Source organism: Burkholderia sp. BCC1047, assembly GCF_902833155.1.
Taxonomy (GTDB): domain Bacteria; phylum Pseudomonadota; class Gammaproteobacteria; order Burkholderiales; family Burkholderiaceae; genus Burkholderia; species Burkholderia sola.
The window spans coordinates 17,448-40,563 of sequence record NZ_CADFEH010000021.1; the positions used below are offsets into that span (position 1 = coordinate 17,448).

Sequence of the window (23,116 nt, forward strand, 5' to 3'; positions counted from 1 at the left end):
AAGCGCGCGCGACGACGCCGTAAAAAGCGCCTGTCTGCAACGCGCATGCCGGCACGTCGTCACAATTGTTTCTTGTTGCAACGCAACGCCTCGTCAATAACGGCGATGGTATGCTGGCCGGCATGGAGTTGTATGGCAGGTTGCTTGCATGGCGAAACTCGTGTTCGCACTTTCTAACGAGACTTCATCTTCTCTCGCCCGCATCGCGGCATCGACGCGCGCTCCGCTCGCGCGTCCCGTCCTGCGCGCCGCATCTTCCTGCGCTCCGCACGCATTCCCCATCTCGCGGGCTCGCCCCGCATCCCCCATCCCCGCCCAATAATCTGGAGACATCCTCATGTCGCAAAACACTTTGGCCGAAGCGACACACGGCCCGCTGATCGCTCCGCCGGCCTTCGTCAAACATCGCAAGCTGATCGACTGGGTCTCGCGCATCGCGGCGCTCACGGAGCCCGAGCGTGTCGTGTGGTGTGACGGATCGCAGGAAGAATACGACGCGCTGTGCCAGGCGATGGTCGACCAGGGCACGCTCACGCGCCTGAACCCGGCGAAGCGCCCGAACTCGTATCTCGCGCAATCCGATCCGTCGGACGTCGCGCGCGTCGAGGATCGCACGTTCATCTGCGCGGCGTCGCGCGACGACGTCGGCCCGACCAACAACTGGATCGAGCCGGCCGAAATGCGCGAGACGCTCAACGGGCTGTTCCGCGGCGCGATGCGCGGCCGCACGCTGTACGTCGTGCCGTTCTCGATGGGCCCGCTCGGCTCGCCGATCGCGCACGTCGGCGTCGAGTTGTCCGACAGCCCGTACGTCGCGGTGAACATGCGGATCATGACGCGCATGGGGCGCGACGTGTACGACGTGCTCGGCGAGGACGGCGATTTCGTGCCGTGCGTGCACAGCGTCGGTCATCCGCTCGAAGCCGGCCAGCAGGACGTGCCGTGGCCGTGCAATCCGGTCAAGTACATCGTGCACTTTCCGGAAACGCGCGAGATCTGGAGCTTCGGCTCGGGCTACGGCGGCAACGCGCTGCTCGGCAAGAAGTGTTTCGCACTGCGCATCGCGTCGACGATGGGGCGCGATCAGGGCTGGCTCGCGGAACACATGCTGATCCTCGGCGTGACGTCGCCGGCCGGCAAGAAGTATCACGTCGCGGCCGCGTTCCCGTCCGCGTGCGGCAAGACCAACTTCGCGATGCTGATCCCGCCGCAGGGCTTCGACGGCTGGCAGGTCACGACGATCGGCGACGACATCGCGTGGCTGAAGCCGGGCCGCGACGGCCGCCTGTATGCGATCAATCCGGAAGCCGGTTTCTTCGGCGTGGCGCCGGGCACGGGCGTGAAGACCAACCCGAACGCGATCGCCACGCTGAAGGAAAACGTGATCTTCACGAACGTCGCGCTGACGGAAGACGGCGACGTGTGGTGGGAAGGGCTGACCGACACGCCGCCCGCGAAGTTGACCGACTGGCAGGGCAATCCGTGGACGCCCGAGATTGGCAAGGAAACCGGCCGCAAGGCCGCGCATCCGAACTCGCGCTTCACCGCGCCGGCCGCGCAGTGCCCGTCGATCGACGACGACTGGGAAAACCCGGCCGGCGTGCCGATCGACGCGTTCATCTTCGGCGGCCGCCGCTCGACGACCGTGCCGCTCGTGACCGAAGCGCGCGACTGGGTCGAAGGCGTGTACATGGCCGCGACGATGGGCTCCGAGACGACCGCGGCCGCCGTCGGCCAGCAGGGCGTCGTGCGCCGCGATCCGTTCGCGATGCTGCCGTTCTGCGGCTACAACGTCAGCGATTATTTCGCGCACTGGCTCACACTCGGCAAGCAGCTCGAAGCCGCCGGCGCGAAGCTGCCGAAGATCTATTGCGTGAACTGGTTCCGCAAGGATGCGAACGGCAAGTTCGTGTGGCCGGGCTTCGGCGAGAACATGCGCGTGCTGAAGTGGATGCTCGATCGTCTCGAAGGCACGGGCGGTGGCGGCGAGCATGCGTTCGGCGTGTCGCCCGCGTATGAAGATCTGCACTGGGACGGCCTCGATTTCACGCGCGATCAGTTCGATGCGGTGACGTCGATGAACGTCGACGAATGGCGCGAGGAACTGAAGCTGCACGCGGCGCTGTTCGATACGTTGAAGCTGCGCTTGCCGGCTGAAATGACCGAGACGATGAAGAAGATCGAGCGGCGTATCGGCGGCTGACGAGCGGCATCGACGTCACCACCTGAAAGCGGCATGAACGCCCCGGGCCATCCATCGCATGGCCCGGGGCGTTGTCATTTCCGGCGCTCGGCCGGGTGTCAGCCGAGATCGAGCGCGTTCGTCAAATCGCCCGGCGGCGTCGCGCCGCGCGCGGCGAACGCGTTGTTGCGCAGGACCACGCCGTCGAGCGGCGCGAGGCCGTGCACGCGGCTGATGAAGCGCAGGATCGAGTTCGTGTCGTACAGCGTGTGATCGACGAAGCCCTTTTTCGCGAACGGCGAGATCACGAGCGCGGGAATCCGCGAACCGGGGCCCCAGCGATCGCCGACCGGCGGCGCGACGTGATCCCACCAGCCGCCGTTCTCGTCGTGCGTCATCACGATCACGGTGTTTTCCCATTGCGGGCCGCGCCGGATATGGTCGATCACGGTCGCGATGTGGCGGTCGCCCGATTCGATGTCCGCATAGCCCGCATGCATGTTCAGGTTGCCTTGCGGCTTGTAGAACGTGACGGCCGGCAGGCGGCCCGCGTCGATGTCGGCGATGAAGTGGTTGGTCGACGGCTCGTCGCCGAGCCCCGCGTCGCGCAGATGCTTGCGGCGCGCTTCGGTGCCCGGCGCGTAGTTCACGAAGTAGTTGAACGGCTGGTGGTGGTACTGGAAGTCGGGCACCATGCCCGTGTCGCGATGCTCGAGCGCATACTGCCATGCGCCGCTGTACCACGCCCAGTCGACGTTCTTTTCCGACAGGCGGTCGCCGATCGTCGCGTAGCCCTGCGGCGGCATCACGCGATGGTCGGCCGGATCCGCATACGCGGCGTTGCCCGGATCGGGCGGCGGCACGTAGCTCGGCTGGTACGGCGGCGCCATCGTGTTCACACCGTAGCCGTCCGGCGTCAGCGGGCCGTCGACCGCGAATTTCGGCGGACCGTCGAGCGCGGACGCGGGCGAATCGTCGGCGAGCTTCAGGCGCGTGCCGGCCGGGTCGTCGCCTTCGACCTTCGACAGCAGTTTCGCCGCATGCGGATGCTTGTGCGCGTCCGGATACAGCGGCGGCTGCGCGGAAATCAGGAACATGTGGTTCATCCACGAACCGCCGAAGGCCGCCATGAAGAAGTTGTCGCACAGCGTGTATTGCCGCGCGAGATTCCACAGTCGCAGCGTGTCGGCCGAATTGCGGTAATGGCCCATCACGAGGCCGCCCGAATCGGCCCACGCGGCGAACTGGTTGTTGCGGCCGCCCGCGATCTGCATCTGGTTCTGGTAGAAGCGATGCCACAGGTCGCGCGTGATCACGCCGTTCGGCAGCGGCTTGCCTTGCGCGTCCGAAATCCGGAACGGCGCATTCGGCAACTTGTCGATGTCGCGCTCGGCGATCGCGTAGCGCTTGCCGTCCACTTCCTGCGCCTGCGGCACGAGCCCGCCCCAGATCTTCGGCAGCGCCGGCAGCGGCGTCTTGCCGTCGCGATCGAGTTGCTGCGCGTGTTCGGGCCGCACTTCGCTCAGTGGGTACCGCACGCCCGGGAAATCGCCGTACAGGTTCGCGAAGCTGCGGTTTTCCGCATAGATCACGACGATGTGGCGCACGCGCTGGCGCAGCGCTTCGTCGATGCGCAGGTCGGCGGCCGAACGCGGCGCGTTGCCCGCGGTGGTTTCGCAGCCGGCGAGCGCGACACCGGCGCCGAGTGCGGCGAGGCCGCCGAGCACACGGCGGCGGTCGGGATCGGCGGGTAGGTCGTCGGGGCGATCGGGGGTGTCGTTCACGTCGTGGGCTCCTCGGATGGGCGGGTGGCGTTGTCGTTCGATGCGCGCCGGCGCCGCGCGGGCTGCCGCGACGCGGGACGGGATGAGACGGCCGGCCTCGCGCGCGGCGGCGCGAGGCGACTGTCACAAAAATGTCATGCACGCGACTATAACGCGGCAAGGGGGCGGATGAAAGCCGTTCGTCCGACGATTCGACGCTTGCGCGGCGAGCGGCGCGACGCCCGCACACGAACTAGACTGGAATCGAGGGCGGTGCGTCACGGCGTGCCGCCCGGGCGAGGATCGCCCGGCAATGCCGGCGACGGTGTTGTCGAGGCGGCATCGATGCGACGAACGACGCGAGGCGACGATGCGCGGATGCAAGTCGTTTTCGCATGGCGGCCGCGTACCGGTTGCGCGCGTGCCGGCGTGAGCGCACGCCGCGCAGCGGAGATGGCAGGCCCGATGCGATGGACAGGAAATTCGACTACCCGGGATTGCTGATCGCGGCGGGCTTCTTCGTGCTGTTCGCCGCGCAGTTGCTGATGCTGCACCCGACGTCGACGCCGATCGCGTACAGCGATTTCCACCGGCTCGTCGCCGCGCGGCTCGTCGACGATCTCGAGGTCGGCCCGGGGTCGATCTCGGGCGCGCTGAAGATGCCGCAGGCCGGCGCGATGCTGCCGGCGTCCGACGCGGCGGTCGTGCAGCAGGTTGGCGCGCCGTGGCGCTTCACGACCAGCCGCGTGACCGACGAGCACCTGATCGACACGCTGACCGCCGCCGGCATCCGCTATCGCGGCACGCCCGACACCGGCTGGATCGCATCGCTCGCGTCGTGGCTGCTGCCGCTGATGCTGCTCGTGTTCGTGTGGAACATGATGCTGCGCAAGCGCGGCGGGCTGCAGGACTTCACCGGCATGGGCAAGAGCCGCGCGCGCGTGTACGTGCAGCAGGAGACCGGCATCACGTTCGACGACATCGCAGGCATCGACGAAGCGAAGGCCGAACTGCAGCAGCTCGTCGCGTTCCTGCGCAACCCCGATCGCTACCAGCGGCTCGGCGGCAAGATTCCGAAAGGCGTGCTCGTCGTCGGCGCGCCGGGCACGGGCAAGACGCTGCTCGCGCGCGCGGTGGCCGGCGAGGCGGCCGTGCCGTTCTTCTCGATCAGCGGCTCGGCGTTCGTCGAGATGTTCGTCGGCGTGGGCGCCGCGCGCGTGCGCGACCTGTTCGAGCAGGCGCAGCAGAAGGCGCCGTGCATCGTGTTCGTCGACGAGCTCGATGCGCTCGGCAAGGTGCGCGGCGTCGGCCCGATGTCGGGCAACGACGAGCGCGAACAGACGCTCAACCAGTTGCTGGTCGAAATGGACGGCTTCCAGGCCGGCTCCGGCGTGATCATCATGGCCGCGACGAACCGGCCCGAGATCCTCGATCCCGCGTTGCTGCGCCCGGGCCGTTTCGATCGTCACATCGCGATCGACCGGCCCGACGTAAACGGCCGCCGCCAGATTCTCGACGTGCACGTGAAGCGCGTGAAGCTCGCCGCCGACGTCGATCTCGGCGAGCTCGCGTCGCGCACGCCGGGCTTCGTCGGCGCCGATCTCGCGAACGTCGTCAACGAGGCCGCGCTGCATGCGGCCGAACTCGGCAAGCCGGCGATCGGCATGGCGGACTTCGACGAGGCGATCGACCGCGCGCTGACGGGCCTCGAGCGCAAGAGCCGCGTGATGAACGAGCAGGAGAAGCTGACGATCGCGTATCACGAAGCCGGCCATGCGCTCGTCGCGGAAAGCCGCGCGCATTGCGACCCGGTGAAGAAGGTGTCGATCATTCCGCGCGGCGTCGCCGCACTCGGCTACACGCAGCAGGTGCCGATCGAGGATCGTTACGTCCTGCGCCGCAGCGAGCTGCTCGACCGGATCGATGCGCTGCTCGGCGGGCGCGTGGCGGAAGAGCTCGTGTTCGGCGACGTGTCGACCGGTGCGCAGAACGATCTCGAACGCGCGACCGCGATGGCGCGCCACATGGTCATGCAGTACGGGATGAGCGAGAAGATCGGGCTCGCGACGTTCGACGACGGTGACTCGCGCCAGGGCCTGCCCGGCGCATGGCACGCGGGCGACGGCCGCTGCAGCGAGCACACCGCGCGGATGATCGACGACGAGGTGCGCACGCTGCTGGCCGATGCGCATGCGCGCGTCGCGGCGACGCTCGGCGAACGTCGCGACGCGCTCGAACGCATCGCGCGACGGCTGCTGCAATGCGAGGTGCTCGAACGCGACGCGCTGCAGGCGCTGATCGACGCGCGCATCGCACCGTCGTTGGCCGCGTCGGCCTCGTCGGGCGACGACGCCGGTGCGCGCGGCGGCGCGATCGAAACGGAGCAGGTGTCCACCGTCGAGCGCGATTTCGTCGCGTACGGACGATCGCACGAATCCGATCGCTGAAGCCGCTGCGTGGACCGGCGACCGGCGCGCGCCGATATCCCGACGTCGCACGCTTTCTTTACGGTCTTTCCCACCACGACGTCGCGCTGAGCGACACACACGTATCAGTCGAACGGCGGCGCCGCTCGAATGCATGACGACGGGGGCGTAGGCGCGCGTCGGCGCGTCAGGATTCGGTCGCGGCCGCGACTTCGGCCGCTTCGGTGAGCGCTTCGAGAAAGCGCGTGCGCCACCAGTGCACGTCGGTCTTGCGCATGATCGCCATCAGCGCCGCGTGACGCTGGCGGCGCTCTTCGAGCGGCATCGTGAGCGCGCGCTGGATTGCCTGCGCGGTGCCTTGCGTGTCGTACGGATTGACGAGCAGCGCGGCCTTCAATTGCTCGGCCGCGCCCGCGAAGCGCGACAGCACGAGCACGCCCGGATCGGCCGCGTCCTGCGCGGCGAGGAACTCTTTCGCGACGAGGTTCATCCCGTCGCGCAGCGGCGTGACGAGCGCGACCCGGCTCGCGCGGTAGAGGCCCGGCAGGCGCTTGCGCGCGACGGTGCGGTGAATGTAGCGCATCGGCATCCATTCGAGCTCGCCGTAGTCGCCGTTGATCGCGCCGCACAGGCTGTCCATTTCGCGCCGCAGGTCGTCGTACGCGCCGAGATCCTCGCGGCTCGGTGCGGCGATCTGGATCAGCGTCGCACGGTCGCGGTTCTCCGGATACTGTTCGAGCAGCTCGCGGAACGCATGCACGCGCTGCGGCAGCCCTTTCGTGTAATCGAGCCGGTCGACGCCGACCAGCAACTGACGGCGCGAATATTCGTCGCGCATGCGTTCGAACATGTCGAGGCCGTCGCGATCGCGCGCGAGCGATTCGAACTCGTCGACGTTGATGCCGATCGGGAACGCGCCGGCCGACAACGTACGGCCGAACGCGCGCAGCCGGCCGTCCGGCAGCCGCGCCGCACCGGCTTCCGCTTCGACGTAATGCTCGAAGTGGAGCAGATCCGATTCGGTCTGGAAGCCGACGAGGTCGTACGCGAACAGCGAGCGCATCAGCCATTCGTGTTCCGGGATCGCGGCCATGATCGGCGGCGGCGGCATCGGAATGTGCAGGAAGAAGCCGATCGGATTCGTGCAGCCCATCGCGCGCAGCTCGGCCGCGAGCGGAATCAGCTGATAGTCGTGGACCCAGATGACGTCGTCGGGCCGCAGCAGCGTGCGCAGCTTGCGCGCGAACAGCTGGTTCACGCGCCGGTAGCCGTCGGCGAAGCGCCGGTCGAACTGCGCGAGGTCGAGCCGGTAGTGAAACACCGGCCACAGCACGTTGTTCGAGTAGCCGAGATAGTAAGCGTCGTAGTCCTGCGGATCGAGATCGACCGTCGCGAGCTGAATGCCGCCGACGTTCTGGATCTGCACGTCGTCGCCATGCGTGGGGCGATCGTCGCCGCCGCGTAGCTTGCCGCTCCAGCCGAACCAGACGCCGCCGGTTTCCTGCAGGCTGTCCTTCACGGCGACGGCGAGCCCGCCGGCCGCGGCTTTACGGGGATCTGCAATGCGATTGGATACGACGACGAGTCGGCTCACCAGCTCTCCTGACGATTGTTGGGGAAAGGTTCGTGCGGCCAGGGCGCGACAGGCATACGCCGCCATCGGCGCGCGGTGCGCGATACGACGGGGCCGCATGGCGATCGGACGGGAGTCAGGGGCACGCGATTCGCCGTCCGGTCGAAAAGTGCTTTTTTAGGATACTCGTCATTCGTGCGTTTTAAAAGTCCGGGGCGACGAACGGCGCGCGCGAACCTGTCGCGCGGTATCCCATGACGGCGGTGCGGCAACGGGCGATGCCCGAGCGGGACCGAAATTTGCTGCACGTTGTGACGCAGTGGGCACAAGGCTGTGCGGCGAGCGGCGCGAACGACGCGCGATCGTACCGACGCAGGCGCATGCGTGCATGACGGCATGCGCATCGTCGTCTGCGTCGCGTAGGCCGTCACGCGGAAGCCGGTCGCCAGTGGCGCGTGTCGGCTTCGTGCGCGTGTAGCCAGTTCGGATTCGTATCGGCAAGCGGCGCGCGGCAGGCCGCCGCGCGCCGTACCGCGGTTAGAACGTCGTGCGCAATCCCGCCATCACGCTGCGGCCGCCTTGCGGTGCGAAGCCTCGCACGACCGACGTCGAGTAGCGGATCTCCTGGTTCGTCAGGTTGTCGCCGCGCAGGTAGGCGAGCCAGTGCGTGGGACCGACGCGGAACTTGTACGTCAGCACCACGCCAAGCGACGTGTAGCCGTCGGTCGAGAAATCGTCGTCGGGCACGCGATGCTGCGACCACGCGTGCGTGACCTGCGCACGCGCACCGAACGGGCCGTAACCGTAGTCGGCCGCGAGCGTCGCGCGCAGCGGCGCGATGCGCGGCAGCGGCTGGCCCGTGTCGACGTTGCGCGCGTGCGTGTAGTCGGCCGTCAGTTCGAGATCGACCGTGTGGCCGCGCCGCGCGAACGCGCGCCACTTGCCGTCCAGTTCGATGCCGTAGAACTCGGCGCGCACGCCGCGATAGATCGCCTCGTTGAGCGAGCCGTCGGTGCCCGGCGCGACGGGCGCGCCGTCGTCGTCCACCACGCGGCCGGTGTTGTACTCGGTCAGGTAGTTCGAGAAGCGGTTGTAGAACACGCCGACGCTGCCGCGGTTCGGCCCGCTCGCATAGCGCAGCGACAGGTCGGTCGACACGGCTTTTTCCTTCGACGCGTTCGGGTTGCCGATCAGGAACTGGCCGGTCGCATCGTGCGGGCCGTTCGAATACAGCTCGTAGAAGGTCGGCGCGCGTTCGGTGTACGCGACGTTCGCGGCGACGGACCACACCGGCGTCAGCGAGAACAGCGCGCCGGCCGACAGGCTGCCCGCATTGAAGTCGCGCGGCCGCGCGCCCGCGAATTTTTCGATGCCGGCCGGATCGGGATCGACCTTCACGTGCTCGAAGCGGCCGCCTAGGCTCAGCTTCAGCGCGGGGACGACCTGCCATTCCTCGAGGCCGAACAGCGCGACGCTGTTGGTGCGCGTGGACGGCACGAGCATTTCGTCGCCGAGCGCCGAGAACGTGTTCTGGCCGAACTGCACGCCGATCGCGCCTTCGAACGGGCCGATCTTGCGATGGCGCGCTTCGATGCGCGCCTCGTAGCCGCGGTTGCGGAAGGTGGTCGCCGTCTCGCCGTTGTCGACTTCCTTGTGGCGATAGTCGGTGTACGCGAAATCGAATTTCAGCTTCGTGAACGGCCCGCTCAGGTTGCGCACCTCGGACGCGAACGCGAGGCGTTCCTGGCGCATCCGCAGCCGCACGTCGCTTTCCGCGACGGAGCCGTAGTTCGATTCGTAGCCGCTGTACGAGAGACCGGCGAAGCCGTCGGCCCACGTGTACGACGCGCCGACCGCGCCGCCGTGCACGCGCCCGTCGCTGTTCGGTACGTTGCCTTCCGGCTGCGGCGTGTCGGGGCCGTCGATCGCGCGTTGCTGGCTGCTGCGCGCGTAGCCGGGAATCCGCAGCTTGCTCGTTTCGCGGTCGAATGCGTCGACGTGGAACGCGAAGCGGCCGTTGCCGCCTTCGACTTGCGCGGCGCCCGCGCGCACCGAATTCGCGCCGCCGTAGCGCGCGTCGAGCGCGCCGGTCACGCCTTCGATCGCTTCGCGCGGAATCCGGTTGTCGATCGTGTTGACCACGCCGCCCACCGCGTTGCCGCCGTACAGCAGCGCGGCCGGGCCGCGCACGATCTCGACGCGCTCGATCGACAGCGGATCCTCGGGCACCGCATGGTCGTACGACAGCGACGACGCGTCATACGCCGCGACGCCGTTCTGCAGCAGCCGGATCCGGTCGCCGTCCATCCCGCGGATGATCGGACGGCCGACCATCGGCCCGTAGGTGGTGGTCGACACGCCGGGCAGCCCGTTGAGCGTTTCGCCGAGCGAATCGGCCTGGCGGCGCGTCAGCGCCTCGCCGGAAAGCTGGACGGTCGGCGCGATCAGTTCGGTGTCGCCGAGCGGGTTCGCGGTCACGAAGATCGGCGCGAGCGGCGCGGCGGCAGGCGTGTGGGTGTCGGCCGCGGCGGGCACATCGGTCTGCGCGTGAGCAGCGGCGGCGAACAGGATCAACGACAGGGACGAGAGCGGGCGAAGCGGTAAGCGAGGAAGGTCGCGCATGGTCGGTGAATCGGTTGGAATCGGATCGGATAACGAGCGATGCGGGTCACCGCTAGATACGATATATTGTTGCGTCACTGGCACGCAATGACCCGCTGGAACATGGCTCGGCGAGGCCCGGCCACCTGGGTTGAAACGGCGTCAGGCGGACGAGCACGCGGAATGATATGTTATATCATTTCAAATTCCAAGCCGAATGGCGGGATTCCGTCGGGTTTCTGTCGGATCGGTGAAATGGTCGCGTGAGCGGCGGGGCAGCGTGCGGCCGCCGGCTCGGGCTGTCGCGTCGCCCGACGCCGATCGTGGCGAAACCGCGTCGACCGTCGTATCGTTCCGATGCGTTGACGCGTATCAACGTGCTCCGATACCGAAACCGGATACTGGTTTGCTCATCGACCAGACAGGAGCAACGCATGACCCAGACCATGAAAGCGGCCGTGGTACACGCGTTCGGCGAGCCGTTGCGCATCGAGGAAGTTCCGATTCCCGCACCGGGGCCGGGCCAGATTCTCGTCAACATCAAGGCGTCGGGCGTCTGCCATACCGATCTGCACGCGGCCGACGGCGACTGGCCCGTCAAGCCGTCGCTGCCGTTCATCCCGGGCCACGAAGGCGTCGGGATCGTCGCGGCGGTCGGCGCGGGCGTCACGCACGTGCGCGAGGGCGATCGCGTCGGCGTGCCGTGGCTCTACACGGCCTGCGGCCATTGCGAATACTGCTTTACGGGCTGGGAAACGCTGTGCCATGGCCAGCAGAACACCGGCTATTCGGTGAACGGCAGCTACGCGGAATACGTGCTGGCCGATCCCGATTACGTCGGCCAGTTGCCCGCGCAGGTCGCGTTCGACGAGATCGCGCCGATCCTGTGCGCGGGCGTCACGGTCTACAAGGGCATTCGCGTCACCGATACGCGGCCGGGCCAGTGGCTCGCGATCTCCGGCATCGGCGGTCTCGGGCACGTGGCCGTCCAATATGCGCGTGCGATGGGCCTGCACGTCGCGGCCATCGACATCTCGCCCGACAAGCTCGCGCTGGCGCGGCAACTGGGCGCGCACCTGACGATCGATGCGTCGGTCGACGACCCCGCGAAAGTGATCCAGAAGGAAATCGGCGGCGCGCACGGCGTGCTGGTCACGGCCGTGTCGCGCAGCGCGTTCGCGCAGGCGCTCGGGATGGTCCGTCGCGGCGGCACGGTCGCGCTCAACGGCTTGCCGCCGGGCGATTTCCCGTTGCCGATCTTCTCGACCGTGCTGAACGGCATCACCGTGCGCGGGTCGATCGTCGGCACGCGGCGCGATCTGCAGGAGTCGCTCGATTTCGCGGCGGACGGCCTGGTGCGCGCGCACATCCATCGCGACCGGCTCGCCAACATCAACGACATCTTCGCGAAGCTGCGGGAAGGGAAGGTCGACGGCCGCATCGTGCTGACGGACATGCATTGATGCGGTGAACAGGCGCACGCCGCTGCGCGACGGATGGCGTCGCGGCGGCGTGACGGTCATCCTCGCATCACGGCGCGAAGAATACGTCGGTGCGGTTCGTCAGGTTGCCTGCGTTGGTCTGGACGAAGAACGGATGGAACGACGACGACGGGCGAACGTCGAGCCCCTGGTAGTCGCCGATGAAGAATCCTTCGGCGTTGGGCGCGAGCTTCATGTCGAACGGGCCGCCGACGCGCCGCTCGTCGGCGAACGTGGCGCCGGCGTCGTGCGAGATCTTGCGCCAGAAGCCGGTCGGCAGCGTCGTCGTGTTGCCGGCCTGCAGGTCGCGGAAGTCGTAGTACGTGACCATCACCGCCCCCGTGTTGTCGACGCGCACCGACGGATTGAACGCGGGGCGCCCGGTCGGCGTGTTCACCTGTTGCGGCGCGCTCCAGGTCGCGCCGCCGTCCTTCGACGTCGATAGCGCGATCTCGTCGTACGTACCGCCGTTGAAGCGGCTGTCCTGCCACGCGACGTAGAGCTGCCCCGATGCCGGGTCGATCGCCGGCTCCGGAATGATGTCGCCGGTGCGCACGGGTTCGCCGGTGTTCGGATCCGTGACGCCGACCGTCTGCAGCCCCGCGACGATCCGCGGCTTGGTCCACGTCGCGCCGTCGTCGGTCGACTTGACGAACGCGACCTTGCCGGCCGCCTTGTTGAACGGCGGCTGGATCAGGTCGAAGAAATCGTAGAGCGTGCCGCTCTTCGGATCGACGACGATCTGGTTGCCGATCGTCTGCTGGCGCGACGGCACGTCGACGATGACCTTCGCGGCGCTCCACGTCTTGCCGCCGTCGGTCGTCTTCGAGAACAGCGTCGGCCCGCGGTACGCCGCCGCGTGCAGGTTCGCGTACGGGTTGCCGTTCGGCAGCTCGAGGCGGTCCCATACCGCATACGCGGTGCCGGCCTTCACCGGGTTGGCGGTCACCGATTCCTTGTCGTTGAAGAACTGCGTCGTCGGTTCGTCGTTCGCGATCAGCACGGCCGGGCGGCTCCATGTCTGGCCGCCGTCGGTCGACACCGACGCGCCGACCGCGTTGGCGTTGTTCGACTGGTTGAACGAGATCGATACCGAATACGCGGTGCCGTCCGGCCCGAACGAGACCCACGGATCGGACGCGCGTTCGTACTTGAGCCCGCCCGGCGCGCAGGCGCTGAACGGCTGCGGCGTGCGCGCCCAGGTTGCGCCCGCATCGAACGTGTAGCCGGCGACGAGCCCGTGGGCGCCGCCGTTCGACCAGCGGTCCTGCTGCCACACGCCGATCATGTTGTTCGGGTTCGCCGGGTTGACCGCGAGCCACGGTTCGACTTCTGCATTCACGTAGTTGGTGCCCGGGCCGCCGATGGTGCACGCGGCGAACGGGCTCGGGCCGGACACGACGATGGGGTCGGCGTGCGAGGCGGCAGCGGCGGCCAGCGCCATCGCGGCGGACAGGCGGGTGACAAGCGGATGGGACACGATCATGCGTCGCATGGACGACTCCTCGGTGAGGTGCGGGTGCGATGGCGGGGCACGACGAGGCAATGCGAACCGAAGCGCGGCCGATCGTGCCGCGCACGTCGTTACGTCCGGTTCAGCGTGCCGCTTCAGTCATCGCAATCCGCGTGCGCTGGATGCCGCCAGCGCTTCGGTTAAGACTCCTCTTCGTTTTCAATGCTTGTCGGGTGTGCCTGCGATGTCGACCCGACGGGAACGCCAGTCAGGGCATGCGACGAATGTGTCGAAGTGGATTGCAATGTAGGCGATTCGAATGTCGCGCGACAGGCGGTTTTTTGTAACAGGACGTAGCCGGAAAGCGTTGCCGGAAGCGGGTGGCCGACATGCAAGATTTGCCGTTGCGGCGGTATGAAAATCGAATCGAAAACGCGAATCGCAATCGCTTGCGATGGATGCCGGCACGCGCCGGTCGCGAGCGCGCGATGCGCTGCTCAGCGCTCCGCCGGAAACCGTTCCTGCAACGCATGCAGCCAGCGCGCGACGACGTCGAGTTCGTCGTCGGAAAACCCGTCGCACAGCTTGCCGTTGAGTTCGCGCAGCAGCACGCGCGCACGCTTGAGCGCCGCGTGGCCTGCGTCGGTCAGGTACAGCCGCGTCGCGCGGCCGTCGTCCGAATCCGCGTGACGCGTGATGAGGCCGGCTTTCGCCATCCGGTCGGCGAGCCCCGTCATCGCGGACGGCGCGAGCTGCAGCGCGGCGCCGACTTCGCCGATCAGTGCGCCGTCCTGCTTCGCGAGGCAGAACAGCGCGCCGGCCTGCGCGGCGCTCGCGCGCGTGTCGGTTTCGGCCTTGCGGTCGATCCAGCGCTGCACGCGCCGCTGGCCGATGTTCAACATGAAAAACAGTCGTCGGTCTTCGCTCAAGCTGGGTTCCCGGCTGCAATGGAAAGGGACGGGCGGCTCGCGCTGTGCGGCGTGTCGATTGCCTGCGCGAGCCAGTCGGCGACGTCGGGCCACAGCACGGCGCCGGGCCGGCTGCGAAAGAAGCCCATGTGCCCGACTGGGCCGCTGCCGGCCGCGCGCGGATCGATCTGACGGCGTTCGACCTTCGCGCGGGTCAGATAGCTTACCAGCAGGCCGATCGCGGCCGGGTTCGCCCACGGATCGTCGTCGAAGCCGAGCGCGAGGATCGGCAACTGCTGCTTCGAGAAGCGCTCGGCCGCGCCGAGCGTCGGATCGTCGAAGAAGTAGTGCGGCAGCGTCGTCCAGCGGCTCCATTCGCGGAACACGCCGGCCGGCAGATCCTCGCCGAGCCCGAGCCGCTTGCCGGGCACGTAGCCGAGCAGGGCCGACGTCAGTGGGCCGAGCACGCGCAGGATGAGCCGGACCTTCAGGCGTTCGGCCGCCTGCGCGATCAGCCGCGTGCTGCCCGCATGTGCGGCGACGAGCACGGCCGCGCGCAGATGCGGCGTCGCGCCGGACAGCCCGATCGCGTGTCCGCCGACGCTATGACCGACCGCGAGCAGCGGCAGCCCTTCATGGGCGTGCCGGGCCCATGCGGTCGCGGCGCCCACGTCGAGCTCCATCCAGTCGCGCATGCGGGCCCGCAATGCACCCAGGCGCGCGGGCCGCGATGCGCCGATGCCGCGATAGTCGTAGGTCAGCGCCGCGAAACCGCGTTCGGTCAGGAAGCGTGCGAAGCCTGCATACAGCCGCTCGGGCACGGCCGTTGCCGGATGGATCAGGACCAGCGCTCGCGGCGTCGCGTCCGGCGACCACAGCGTGCCGTGCAGCACATAGCCGTCGGCCGCGGAAAACTCGATGGGTTGGGAAGTCATGGCCATCCTCGATCGGGCAGTTATTTCGTATGCGAAATATAGTTTGGGATTTATTTCGTGTGCGAAATATATATCGAGGAATCGTTCGAAATTCACGAAGCGGCGGCCGGCGGCGAGCACCGCTCATGGACGAATACTTCATAAAACATTCGCATCTTTACATAGAAGAATATTGCGTTTGTGTCATGAAGTGGATCGACGTATCTTCACCGGTTCCATCCGTCTCGCCGGCGGTTTCGCACGGCGGCCGAAACGGGCAAAAGGGCGCCGCGGTCGCGCGGCTGCCCGCCGACCTTCCGGGAGATCATGTTGTTGAGCCGAATCGTCACGGCGCTCTTGCTGGCGCTCGCCGCGCAGCCGGGCATCGCCAAAGACACCGTCACGCTGCGCGTCGGTGAACAGAACTACTTCAACATCCAGGCGTCGATGGAAGCGTCCGGCGTGCTGAAGGACCTGCCTTACACGATCGAGTGGAAGCACTTCCAGGCCGCCGCGCCGGTGGCCGAAAGCCTGAACGGCAACGCGATCGACATCGGCTTCCTCGGCGATTCCGCGCTGCTCACGCTGGCCGCGCGCGGCGCGCCGGTCAAGGTCGTCGCGGTGTCGCGGCAGAGCCTCGACGGCGTCGCGATCCTCGTGCCGAAGAACTCGCCGGTGCGCACCGTGGCCGACCTGCAGGGCAAGACCATCGCGGTATGGCGCGGCGCCTGGAGCCAGCAGCTCGTGCTGCGCGCGCTCGAACATGCGGGCCTGCGCGCCGATTCGGTGAAGTACGCGTACCTGATGCCGATCGACGCGACCAACGCGCTCGCGAACGGTTCGGTCGATGCGGTATCGCTGTGGGAGCCGTTCGTCAGCACGCTCGCGTTGCGGCAAGGCGCGCGGCCCGTGACGACCGCGCAGGGGCTGATGCCCGCGCTGAGCTTCGTCGCCGCGAACGAGCAGGCCGTATCGGGCAAGCGCGCCGAGATTACCGATTTCCTGCGGCGCGTGGTGGCTGCGCGCCAGTGGGTCGACAGTCATCCGCGCGAGTACGCGGACCTGTGGGCGAAACGCGCGAATCTCGAACCCGACGTCGCGTATCGCTGGCTCAATAACGCCAAACAGCGCGTCGGCCCGGTCGACGAAACGGCCGCGAAGGATGCGCAGAACACGGCCGACTTCCTGCACAAGTCCGGCGTGATTCCGGCCGCGTACGACACGTCGAAGCTGCTCGACCGCTCGTATGCGGGTGCGTTCGCGGCGCCCGCGCAGAAGACGGCAGCCGCGCAGTGACCGTGCGGCCCGCTTCACGATTCCCGCGATTTCCGCGATTCCCGATCGACATACCCGAGGACACCCCGACATGCCAGTCGACATCATCGGCATGATCACCGCGACACCCGGCGCGGAGGTCGACGTACCGGGCGGCGCGGCCGTCCAGCCCGACTACGTGCGCCGCTTCGCGCAGGCGCACGAGGCGGCCGGCTTCGACCAGATCCTGGTCGGCCATTTCAGCAACGCGGCGGACGGCTTCATCGTCGCGTCGTTCGCGGCCGCCGCGACCGAACGCATTCGGCTGCTGCTCGCGCACCGGCCGGGCGTGATCGTGCCGTCGGCCGCCGCGCGGCAGATCGCGACGCTCGACGTGTTCAGCGGCGGCAGGCTCGCGCTGAACGTGGTGTCCGGCGGCGACGATGCGGATCTGCAGCGCGACGGCGATTTCGTGCCGCACGATGCGCGCTATCGCCGCACCGGCGAATATCTCGACGTACTGAAACGGATCTGGCGGGCCGATGCGCCGGTCGATCACGACGGCGCGTTCTACCGGCTGCGTGGCGCGTCGCCGGTCGTGAAGGGCACGCAGCGGCCGCACGTGCCGATCTACTTCGGCGGCTCGTCGCCGGCCGCACTCGCGGTCGCCGGCGAGCATGCGGACGTCTACATGACGTGGGGCGAGCCGCTCGACGCGGTGCGCGAGCAGATCGCGCGCGTGCGTGCCGCTGCCGCGCCGTTCGGGCGGGCGCCGCGCATCAGCGTGTCGTTTCGGCCGATCGTCGCCGATACCGAGGCGGCCGCATGGGAGAAGGCCGAGGCGATCCGCGAGCGCGTGCGCGCGGCGCGGATCGCGAACGGCCTGCCGATCGCCGGTCACGCGCCGCAGAATGCGGGCTCGCAGCGGCTGATGGCGGCCGCCGCGCAGGGCGACGTGCTCGACGAGCGGCTGTGGATGGGCGTCGCGAACCTGACCGGTGCGCGCTGGAATTCGACCGCGCTGGTCGGCACGCCCGAGCAGGTCGCGCGGGCGCTGGGCGCGTATTACCGGCTCGGCGTATCGACGTTCCTGATTCGCGGTTTCGATCCGCTCGACGATGCGCTGGCTTACGGGCGCGAGTTGATTCCGGCGATTCATGCGCATGTCGCGGAACTGGACCGGTATCGGGACGCGGTGCCGGCGTAGGCGAACAAGTAGCAGTGAGTCGAATCGCCCCGGCATCGCCATCACGGCATGCCGGGGCGAGTGCATTGAACGCTCAAAACGACGGCAACCCCGGCGGATTGGTCTCCGCCCGCGCGATCGCCTCGCTCTGCAACCCCGAGCGCGCGAGCGCCTGTCCGTATCGGCCGTTGCCGATCAGCGCATTGGTCGCGAGCGTCAGCGCGGGCGCGAGCCCGCTGCCGCGACGCGTCGCGATCGCGACATCCGCATTCGCCGGCCAGCCGGCATTGACGACGCCGACACGGCGAATCTTGCCGCTGCGCGCGGCCTCGTACGCGAGCGACGCGTTCGGGTTCAACTCCGCGTCCGCGCGGCCCGACAGCAGCGCGACGCGCGCGGTCGCATCGTCGTCGAAATAGAGCAGCTCGGCCGGCTTCAGCCCCTGCGCGACGTTGCGCTTGCTCCATTCGAGCAGGATGCGCTCCTGGCTCGTGCCGGCGCCGGTGATGATCCTCAAACCCGCGACGTCCTTCGGCTCCGCGATCTTCGCGATCGGGCTGGCAGTGCGCACGTAGAAGCCGTGCAGCCCGAGCCGGTAGGTCGTGAAATCGTATTTCTCCTTGCGCTTCTCCGTCACGCCGACGTTCGAGATCACCGCGTCGTACTTGCCGGACGTCAGCCCGAGTGGCCAGTCGGCCCATGCGATCGGCAGCAGCACCAGCGTGCGGCCGAGCGCGTCGGCAACGAGCTGCGCATAGTCGGGATCGGCGCCGACCACGGTGCGCGCGTCGGTTGCGTAGGTCGACACCGGCGGTGCATGCGGCGAGATCGCGACCGTGAACGCGCCGTCGCGCACCCAGCGATAGCCGCTTGCCGCGCGGATGGCCGCGTCGTCGGGGCCGGCGCGCGGGCGGCCGGCCTGGCGCGGGTCCAGGTCGGCGGTGGCGGCCGCCGCGCGCGCCGCATGCCACGGCAGGCCCGATGCCGCGACCAGCGCGGCCGTGATGAATCGGCGTCGATCGGTCATCGCGCGGCACCTCGCAGCCAGGAAGCGGCGCACATCACAGCACCCTCGACAGGAACGCGCGGGTGCGCGAATGCGACGGCGCGTCGAGCACGACGGCGGGCGGCCCGGCCTCGACGATGCGCCCGCGTTCCATGAACAGCACGTTGTCCGCGACTTCGCGTGCGAAGCCGATCTCGTGCGTGACGATCACGAGCGTCGTGCCCGAGCGCGCGAGTTCCTTGATCACGTCGAGCACTTCGTTGACGAGTTCGGGATCGAGCGCCGACGTCGGTTCGTCGAACAGCAGCACCTTCGGTCGCAACGCGAGCGCCCGCGCGATCGCGACGCGTTGCTGCTGGCCGCCGGACAACTGGCGCGGGTAAGCATCGGCTTTATCCGCGAGGCCGACCCGCGCGAGCAGCGTGCGCGCCGTGTGCTCGGCTGCGTCGTGCGTCACGCCCGCGACGGCGACCGGCGCTTCGACGAGGTTCTCGAGTACCGTCAGGTGTGGAAACAGGTTGAAGTTCTGGAACACCATGCCGACGGCCGTGCGTCGCTTCAGCACGTCGCGTTCGTTCAATTCATGCAGCACGTCGCCGTCGCGGCGATAGCCGATCAATTCGCCGTCGATGTCGATGAAACCGTCGTCGACGCGTTCGAGATGGTTGATCGTGCGCAGCAGCGTCGACTTGCCGGAGCCCGACGGCCCGACGATCACGGTCACGCTGCCGCGCGGCGCGACGAACGACACGTTGTCGAGCACGCGCTGCATGCCGAACTGCTTCGACACGCCATGCACGGCCACTTCGCCGCCGGTGCGCGACACGGCCGCCGCGGTATCGGCGCGAGTGTCGCCGTCGGCCTGCGCGCTCGACGCCGCACGGCGCGACGCGGCACGCCGCCACAGCCCGCCGATGCGCGCGAGCGCGAACGTGACCACGGACGGCGGCGGATTGCGCAGCGCGCCGCGCGCATAGTGCCGCTCGACCTGCACCTGGATCGCGGACAGCACGGTCAGGATGATCAGGTACCAGACGGTCGCGACCATCAGCAGCGGAATCACTTCGAGGTTGCGGCGGTAGATCACCTGCACCGTGTAGAACAGCTCCGGCATCGCGAGCACGTACACCATCGACGTGCCTTTCGCGAGGGAGATCAGATCGTTGAACGCAGTCGGCAGGATCGCGCGCATCGCCTGCGGCAGCACGATCCGCGACGTCTGCCGGCCGCGCGGCAGCCCGAGCGCGGCGGCGGCTTCGAGCTGCCCCTGGTCGACCGCGAGAATGCCGCCGCGGATCACTTCCGCGGAAAACGCCGCGTGGTTCAGCGTGAGGCCGAGCACGGCCGCGAGGAACGGGCTGATCAGATCGGTGGTCGGCGTGTCGAACCACACGATGTCGGTGAACGGCACGCCGAGCCGCACATGCTCGTACAGGTAGCCGAGGTTGTTCAGGATCAGCAGCAGCACGATCAGCGGAATCGAGCGGAACAGCCACACGAAGGTCCATGCGCTGGCGGACAGCAGGCGCGAACGCGACAGCCGGGCCAGCGCGACGAACGCGCCGAGCACGAAGCCGAACACCGCGCCGAGCAGCGTCAGCACCAGCGTGCGCGCGAGCCCCGACAGCACCGGCGGCGACAGGAACCATTCGGCGAACACAGGCCAGCCCCATTGCGGATTGCCGAGGATCGAATGCAGCGTGATCGCGATCAGCACGAGCGCGAGCACGGTGCCGGCCGTGCGCGAGCGGTGGCGCGCGGGCACGATCCGCACATGCGTGCCGGGCTCGCGTGTGCCGGGGGAAGAGAGCGGCGGCAGCGCGCCGCCGAGGTGGGTCGTGTCGCTCATGTCGTGGGAATCCTCGAATCGATCGATCGGGCAGGTGCGCCGCGCCGCGCACGGGCGGCGCGGCGGCGTCACGCGTGCGCTTCGGCGGCCGCTTCCTGTGCGGCGCCAGGCGTCGCGTAGCGGCTCGCCTTGCGCGGCAGACCGAGGTGGTCGCGCAGCGTGGCGCCGGGCAGGTCGCGGCTGTAGCGGCCGCGCGCCTCGAGCACCGGAATCACGAGCTCGATGAAATCGTCGATGCCCTGCGCCTGCACCGGAAAACCGAGGATGAAGCCGTCGCCGGCGCCCGCGTCGTGCCAGCGGATCAGTTCGTCGGCGACGTGCTCGGCCGTGCCGATGAAGTTCGGGCGCGGCGTCGCGACCGCGAGCGCCGTCTCGCGCAGCGTCAGGCCTTTCTGTTTCGCATCGGCCTTGATGCGGTCGGTGGTCGAGCGGAAGCTGTTGCGGCCGAGCTCGCCGAGTTCCGGGAACGGCGCGTCGAGCGCGTACTGCGTGAAATCGTGGTGATCGAAATAGCGGCCGAGGTACGCGAGCGCTTCGTCGATGGTCAGCAGGTCGCGGATCGCCTGGTACTTGTCCTCCGCTTCGGCGGCCGTGCGGCCGACGATCGGCCCGACGCCCGGGAAGATCTTCACGTCGCCGGCCTGCCGCCCGTGCTCGATGGCGCTCTGTTTCACGCGCCGCGTGAACGCGGCCGTTTCGTCGATCGACGGCGAATGCGTGAACACGGCATCCGCGTATTTGCCCGCGAGGCCGATGCCGGTATCGGACGAGCCGGCCTGGAAGATCACCGGCTGCCCCTGCGGCGAGCGCTGGATGTTCAGCGGGCCCGCGACCTGGAAGAAGCGGCCGTGGTGATCGAGCGTATGCAGCTTGTCGCGATCGAAGAAGCGGCCGGTCGCGCGGTCGCGCACGAATGCATCGTCGTCCCAGCTGTCCCACAGACCCTGCACGACGTCGAGATATTCGTCGGCGATCTCGTAGCGCAGTTCGTGATCCGGGTGCGCCTTGCCGTAATTCTTCGCGGTGCCTTCGAGCGGCGTCGTCACGACGTTCCAGCCCGCGCGCCCGCCGCTGATCGCGTCGAGCGACGCGAGCTGGCGCGCGACCGTGAACGGCTCGCTGTACGACGTCGAGATCGTGCCCGCGAGCCCGATCTTCTTCGTCGCGACCGCGAGCGCCGACAGCACGGTCAGCGGCTCGAAGCGGTTCAGGAAGTGCGGGATCGACTTCTCGTTGATGTAGAGGCCGTCCGCGACGAACGCGAACGCGATGCCGGCGGCTTCCGCCTTGCGCGCGACGCCGATCGCGAAGTCGAGGTTGATGCTCGCGTCCGGCGGATTGCTCGGATGCCGCCACGCATTCATGTGGCTGCCTGCGCCTTGCAGCATCAGGCCGAAAGGGATCGATCGTCGGGTCGTCATGATGGGAGCGTCACGCGTTCTGGTCAGGGGAAAGGGAGCGGTCGACCGCGAGGGCCGCCTGCAACGGGGTGGTGGACAGCGCACCGCCGAGCCATTCGGCCGACGCGAGCCGTGCCGCGTAGTCGGACACCGGCGAATCGATCACGAACGCGTCGACGTCGAGCCGCCGGCTCAGTGCGTCGAGCGCACGATGCACGCGCTCGGGCGTATCGGCCAGCACCGTCGGACGCAGTTCGTCGATCCGGTAGTCGGACGCGCCGCTTTGCCGCGCGAATTCCGCGGCGGCCTGCGCGCTGCCGAGATTGAAGCTCTGGCCGCCCGCGAACTGCAGCTTGAAGATCTTCAGCGGCCCGATCAGCCGCTCGGCCTCGTCGCGCGTCGGCGCGGCGACCGCGTACAGCGCGACGAGCGGCTTCTCGCCGCCCGCGCTGCGGTACGCGTCGAGCGAGCGTTCGAGATTCGCGTCGTCGCCGTTGAAATGGCCCGCGTAGCAGAAGCGCCAGCCGTTGCGCGCGGCGAGCGCGCCGCTGTCCGGCGAGCCGCCGAGCAGGATGCGTTCGGGCAACTGCGGCGGCACCGGCATCGCGACCGCGCCGGCGAGCGGATGATCTTCTGCCACGCCCCAGCCGAGAAACGCGTCGAGCTCCGCGAGCTGCCCCGCGAAATCGGGCTTGCGCGCCTTGTCGTGGAACCACTGCAGCGCGCGCGTGGTCAGCGGCAGCCCGCCGGGCGCCTTGCCGATGCCGAGATCGACGCGGCCCGGCGCGAGCGCGGCCAGCAGCTTGAACGTCTCGGCGACCTTGAACGGGCTGTAGTGCTGCAGCATCACGCCGCCCGAGCCGATGCGGATGCGCGACGTGTGCGCGAGCAGGTGCGCGACGACGATCTCCGGCGCCGAGCTCGCGAACCCCGGCGTGCCGTGATGCTCGGCGACCCAGAAGCGTTCGTAGCCGAGCTGTTCGGCGCGGCGCGCGAGCGTGGTGGTGAAGCGCAGTGCATCGGCGGCGTTCGCGCCATCGGCGATCGGACTCTTGTCCAGCAACGAAAGCGAATAAGACATGGTGAGCGGCGTTCCTGCGTGAGCGTGGATGGACGGTTG

General features: G+C 68.4%; 15 protein-coding genes. 5 read left to right on the forward strand and 10 right to left on the reverse strand.

The genetic code is table 11. The annotated features are described in order from the left end of the window. The first annotated feature begins 337 nt into the window (after positions 1-337). The gene (locus HWX55_RS21260; protein ID WP_175977167.1) at positions 338-2,203 is read left to right on the forward strand and encodes a phosphoenolpyruvate carboxykinase (GTP); all 1,866 of its coding nucleotides are present in this window, start codon (positions 338-340) and stop codon (positions 2,201-2,203) included. 98 nt (positions 2,204-2,301) lie between these two features. Here HWX55_RS21260 and HWX55_RS21265 read toward each other — a convergent pair whose 3' ends face one another. Then, positions 2,302-3,966, reverse strand: coding sequence for an acid phosphatase (locus HWX55_RS21265; RefSeq protein ID WP_175977168.1), 1,665 nt, complete (start codon positions 3,964-3,966; stop codon positions 2,302-2,304). Positions 3,967-4,415: 449 nt separating this feature from the next. Here HWX55_RS21265 and ftsH point away from each other — a divergent pair, with 449 nt between their 5' ends. After that, the gene (gene ftsH / locus HWX55_RS21270; protein WP_175977169.1) at positions 4,416-6,392 is read left to right on the forward strand and encodes an ATP-dependent zinc metalloprotease FtsH; all 1,977 of its coding nucleotides are present in this window, start codon (positions 4,416-4,418) and stop codon (positions 6,390-6,392) included. Positions 6,393-6,558: 166 nt separating this feature from the next. Here the strand turns inward: ftsH and otsA are convergent, their stop codons facing one another. Further along, on the reverse strand, positions 6,559-7,965 hold the full coding sequence (gene otsA, locus HWX55_RS21275; protein WP_089489390.1) for an alpha,alpha-trehalose-phosphate synthase (UDP-forming): 1,407 nt from the start codon (positions 7,963-7,965) through the stop codon (positions 6,559-6,561). A 516-nt stretch (positions 7,966-8,481) separates the two neighbouring features. Continuing rightward, entirely contained in the window at positions 8,482-10,566 is a 2,085-nt protein-coding gene (locus HWX55_RS21280; RefSeq protein ID WP_175977170.1) for a TonB-dependent receptor, read from the reverse strand. 413 nt (positions 10,567-10,979) lie between these two features. Between HWX55_RS21280 and adhP the strand changes: the two genes are divergently transcribed. Continuing rightward, entirely contained in the window at positions 10,980-12,008 is a 1,029-nt protein-coding gene (adhP, locus tag HWX55_RS21285) for an alcohol dehydrogenase AdhP (protein ID WP_175977171.1), read from the forward strand. 67 nt (positions 12,009-12,075) lie between these two features. Here adhP and HWX55_RS21290 read toward each other — a convergent pair whose 3' ends face one another. From HWX55_RS21290 to HWX55_RS21300, 3 genes are all read right to left on the reverse strand, one after another. Continuing rightward, positions 12,076-13,521 carry an exo-alpha-sialidase gene (locus HWX55_RS21290; RefSeq protein WP_175977172.1) on the reverse strand — a complete coding sequence of 482 codons (1,446 nt, stop codon included), beginning with the start codon at positions 13,519-13,521 and terminating at the stop codon, positions 12,076-12,078. Between the two features lie 455 nt (positions 13,522-13,976). After that, the gene (locus HWX55_RS21295; RefSeq protein WP_089436502.1) at positions 13,977-14,408 is read right to left on the reverse strand and encodes a MarR family transcriptional regulator; all 432 of its coding nucleotides are present in this window, start codon (positions 14,406-14,408) and stop codon (positions 13,977-13,979) included. Then, positions 14,405-15,322, reverse strand: coding sequence for an alpha/beta hydrolase (locus HWX55_RS21300; protein WP_175977173.1), 918 nt, complete (start codon positions 15,320-15,322; stop codon positions 14,405-14,407). Before HWX55_RS21300 ends, HWX55_RS21295 begins: the two co-directional genes overlap by 4 nt. 306 nt (positions 15,323-15,628) lie before the next feature. Here HWX55_RS21300 and HWX55_RS21305 point away from each other — a divergent pair, with 306 nt between their 5' ends. Next, positions 15,629-16,597 carry an ABC transporter substrate-binding protein gene (locus HWX55_RS21305; protein WP_175977174.1) on the forward strand — a complete coding sequence of 323 codons (969 nt, stop codon included), beginning with the start codon at positions 15,629-15,631 and terminating at the stop codon, positions 16,595-16,597. A 70-nt stretch (positions 16,598-16,667) separates the two neighbouring features. Then, positions 16,668-17,762 carry an LLM class flavin-dependent oxidoreductase gene (locus HWX55_RS21310; RefSeq protein WP_175977175.1) on the forward strand — a complete coding sequence of 365 codons (1,095 nt, stop codon included), beginning with the start codon at positions 16,668-16,670 and terminating at the stop codon, positions 17,760-17,762. A 73-nt stretch (positions 17,763-17,835) separates the two neighbouring features. Here HWX55_RS21310 and HWX55_RS21315 read toward each other — a convergent pair whose 3' ends face one another. The 4 genes from HWX55_RS21315 to HWX55_RS21330 form a co-directional block, all read right to left on the reverse strand. Further along, complete coding sequence (locus tag HWX55_RS21315) at positions 17,836-18,768, reverse strand: ABC transporter substrate-binding protein (protein ID WP_175977176.1); 933 nt, start codon at positions 18,766-18,768, stop codon at positions 17,836-17,838. Between the two features lie 34 nt (positions 18,769-18,802). After that, entirely contained in the window at positions 18,803-20,596 is a 1,794-nt protein-coding gene (locus tag HWX55_RS21320; protein WP_175977177.1) for an amino acid ABC transporter permease/ATP-binding protein, read from the reverse strand. Positions 20,597-20,664: 68 nt separating this feature from the next. Continuing rightward, a complete protein-coding gene (locus tag HWX55_RS21325; RefSeq protein ID WP_175977178.1) occupies positions 20,665-22,017 on the reverse strand; it encodes an LLM class flavin-dependent oxidoreductase in 1,353 nt (450 codons plus the stop codon). Positions 22,018-22,027: 10 nt separating this feature from the next. Continuing rightward, positions 22,028-23,077: an LLM class flavin-dependent oxidoreductase gene (locus tag HWX55_RS21330; RefSeq protein WP_175977179.1), complete on the reverse strand. Its 1,050-nt coding sequence runs from the start codon at positions 23,075-23,077 to the stop codon at positions 22,028-22,030. Between the last annotated feature and the right edge of the window lie 39 nt (positions 23,078-23,116).

Excerpts from the sequence above, each read along its gene's own strand:
- HWX55_RS21315 (WP_175977176.1), bottom strand. The coding sequence starts at position 18,768 with ATGACCGATCGACGCCGATTCATCACGGCCGCGCTGGTCGCGGCATCG.
- HWX55_RS21330 (WP_175977179.1), bottom strand. The coding sequence starts at position 23,077 with ATGTCTTATTCGCTTTCGTTGCTGGACAAGAGTCCGATCGCCGATGGC.
- adhP (WP_175977171.1), top strand. The coding sequence starts at position 10,980 with ATGACCCAGACCATGAAAGCGGCCGTGGTACACGCGTTCGGCGAGCCG.
- HWX55_RS21310 (WP_175977175.1), top strand. The coding sequence starts at position 16,668 with ATGCCAGTCGACATCATCGGCATGATCACCGCGACACCCGGCGCGGAG.
- HWX55_RS21280 (WP_175977170.1), bottom strand. The coding sequence starts at position 10,566 with ATGCGCGACCTTCCTCGCTTACCGCTTCGCCCGCTCTCGTCCCTGTCG.
- ftsH (WP_175977169.1), top strand. The coding sequence starts at position 4,416 with ATGGACAGGAAATTCGACTACCCGGGATTGCTGATCGCGGCGGGCTTC.
- HWX55_RS21300 (WP_175977173.1), bottom strand. The coding sequence starts at position 15,322 with ATGACTTCCCAACCCATCGAGTTTTCCGCGGCCGACGGCTATGTGCTG.
- HWX55_RS21260 (WP_175977167.1), top strand. The coding sequence starts at position 338 with ATGTCGCAAAACACTTTGGCCGAAGCGACACACGGCCCGCTGATCGCT.
- HWX55_RS21325 (WP_175977178.1), bottom strand. The coding sequence starts at position 22,017 with ATGACGACCCGACGATCGATCCCTTTCGGCCTGATGCTGCAAGGCGCA.
- HWX55_RS21290 (WP_175977172.1), bottom strand. The coding sequence starts at position 13,521 with ATGCGACGCATGATCGTGTCCCATCCGCTTGTCACCCGCCTGTCCGCC.
- HWX55_RS21320 (WP_175977177.1), bottom strand. The coding sequence starts at position 20,596 with ATGAGCGACACGACCCACCTCGGCGGCGCGCTGCCGCCGCTCTCTTCC.
- HWX55_RS21305 (WP_175977174.1), top strand. The coding sequence starts at position 15,629 with ATGTTGTTGAGCCGAATCGTCACGGCGCTCTTGCTGGCGCTCGCCGCG.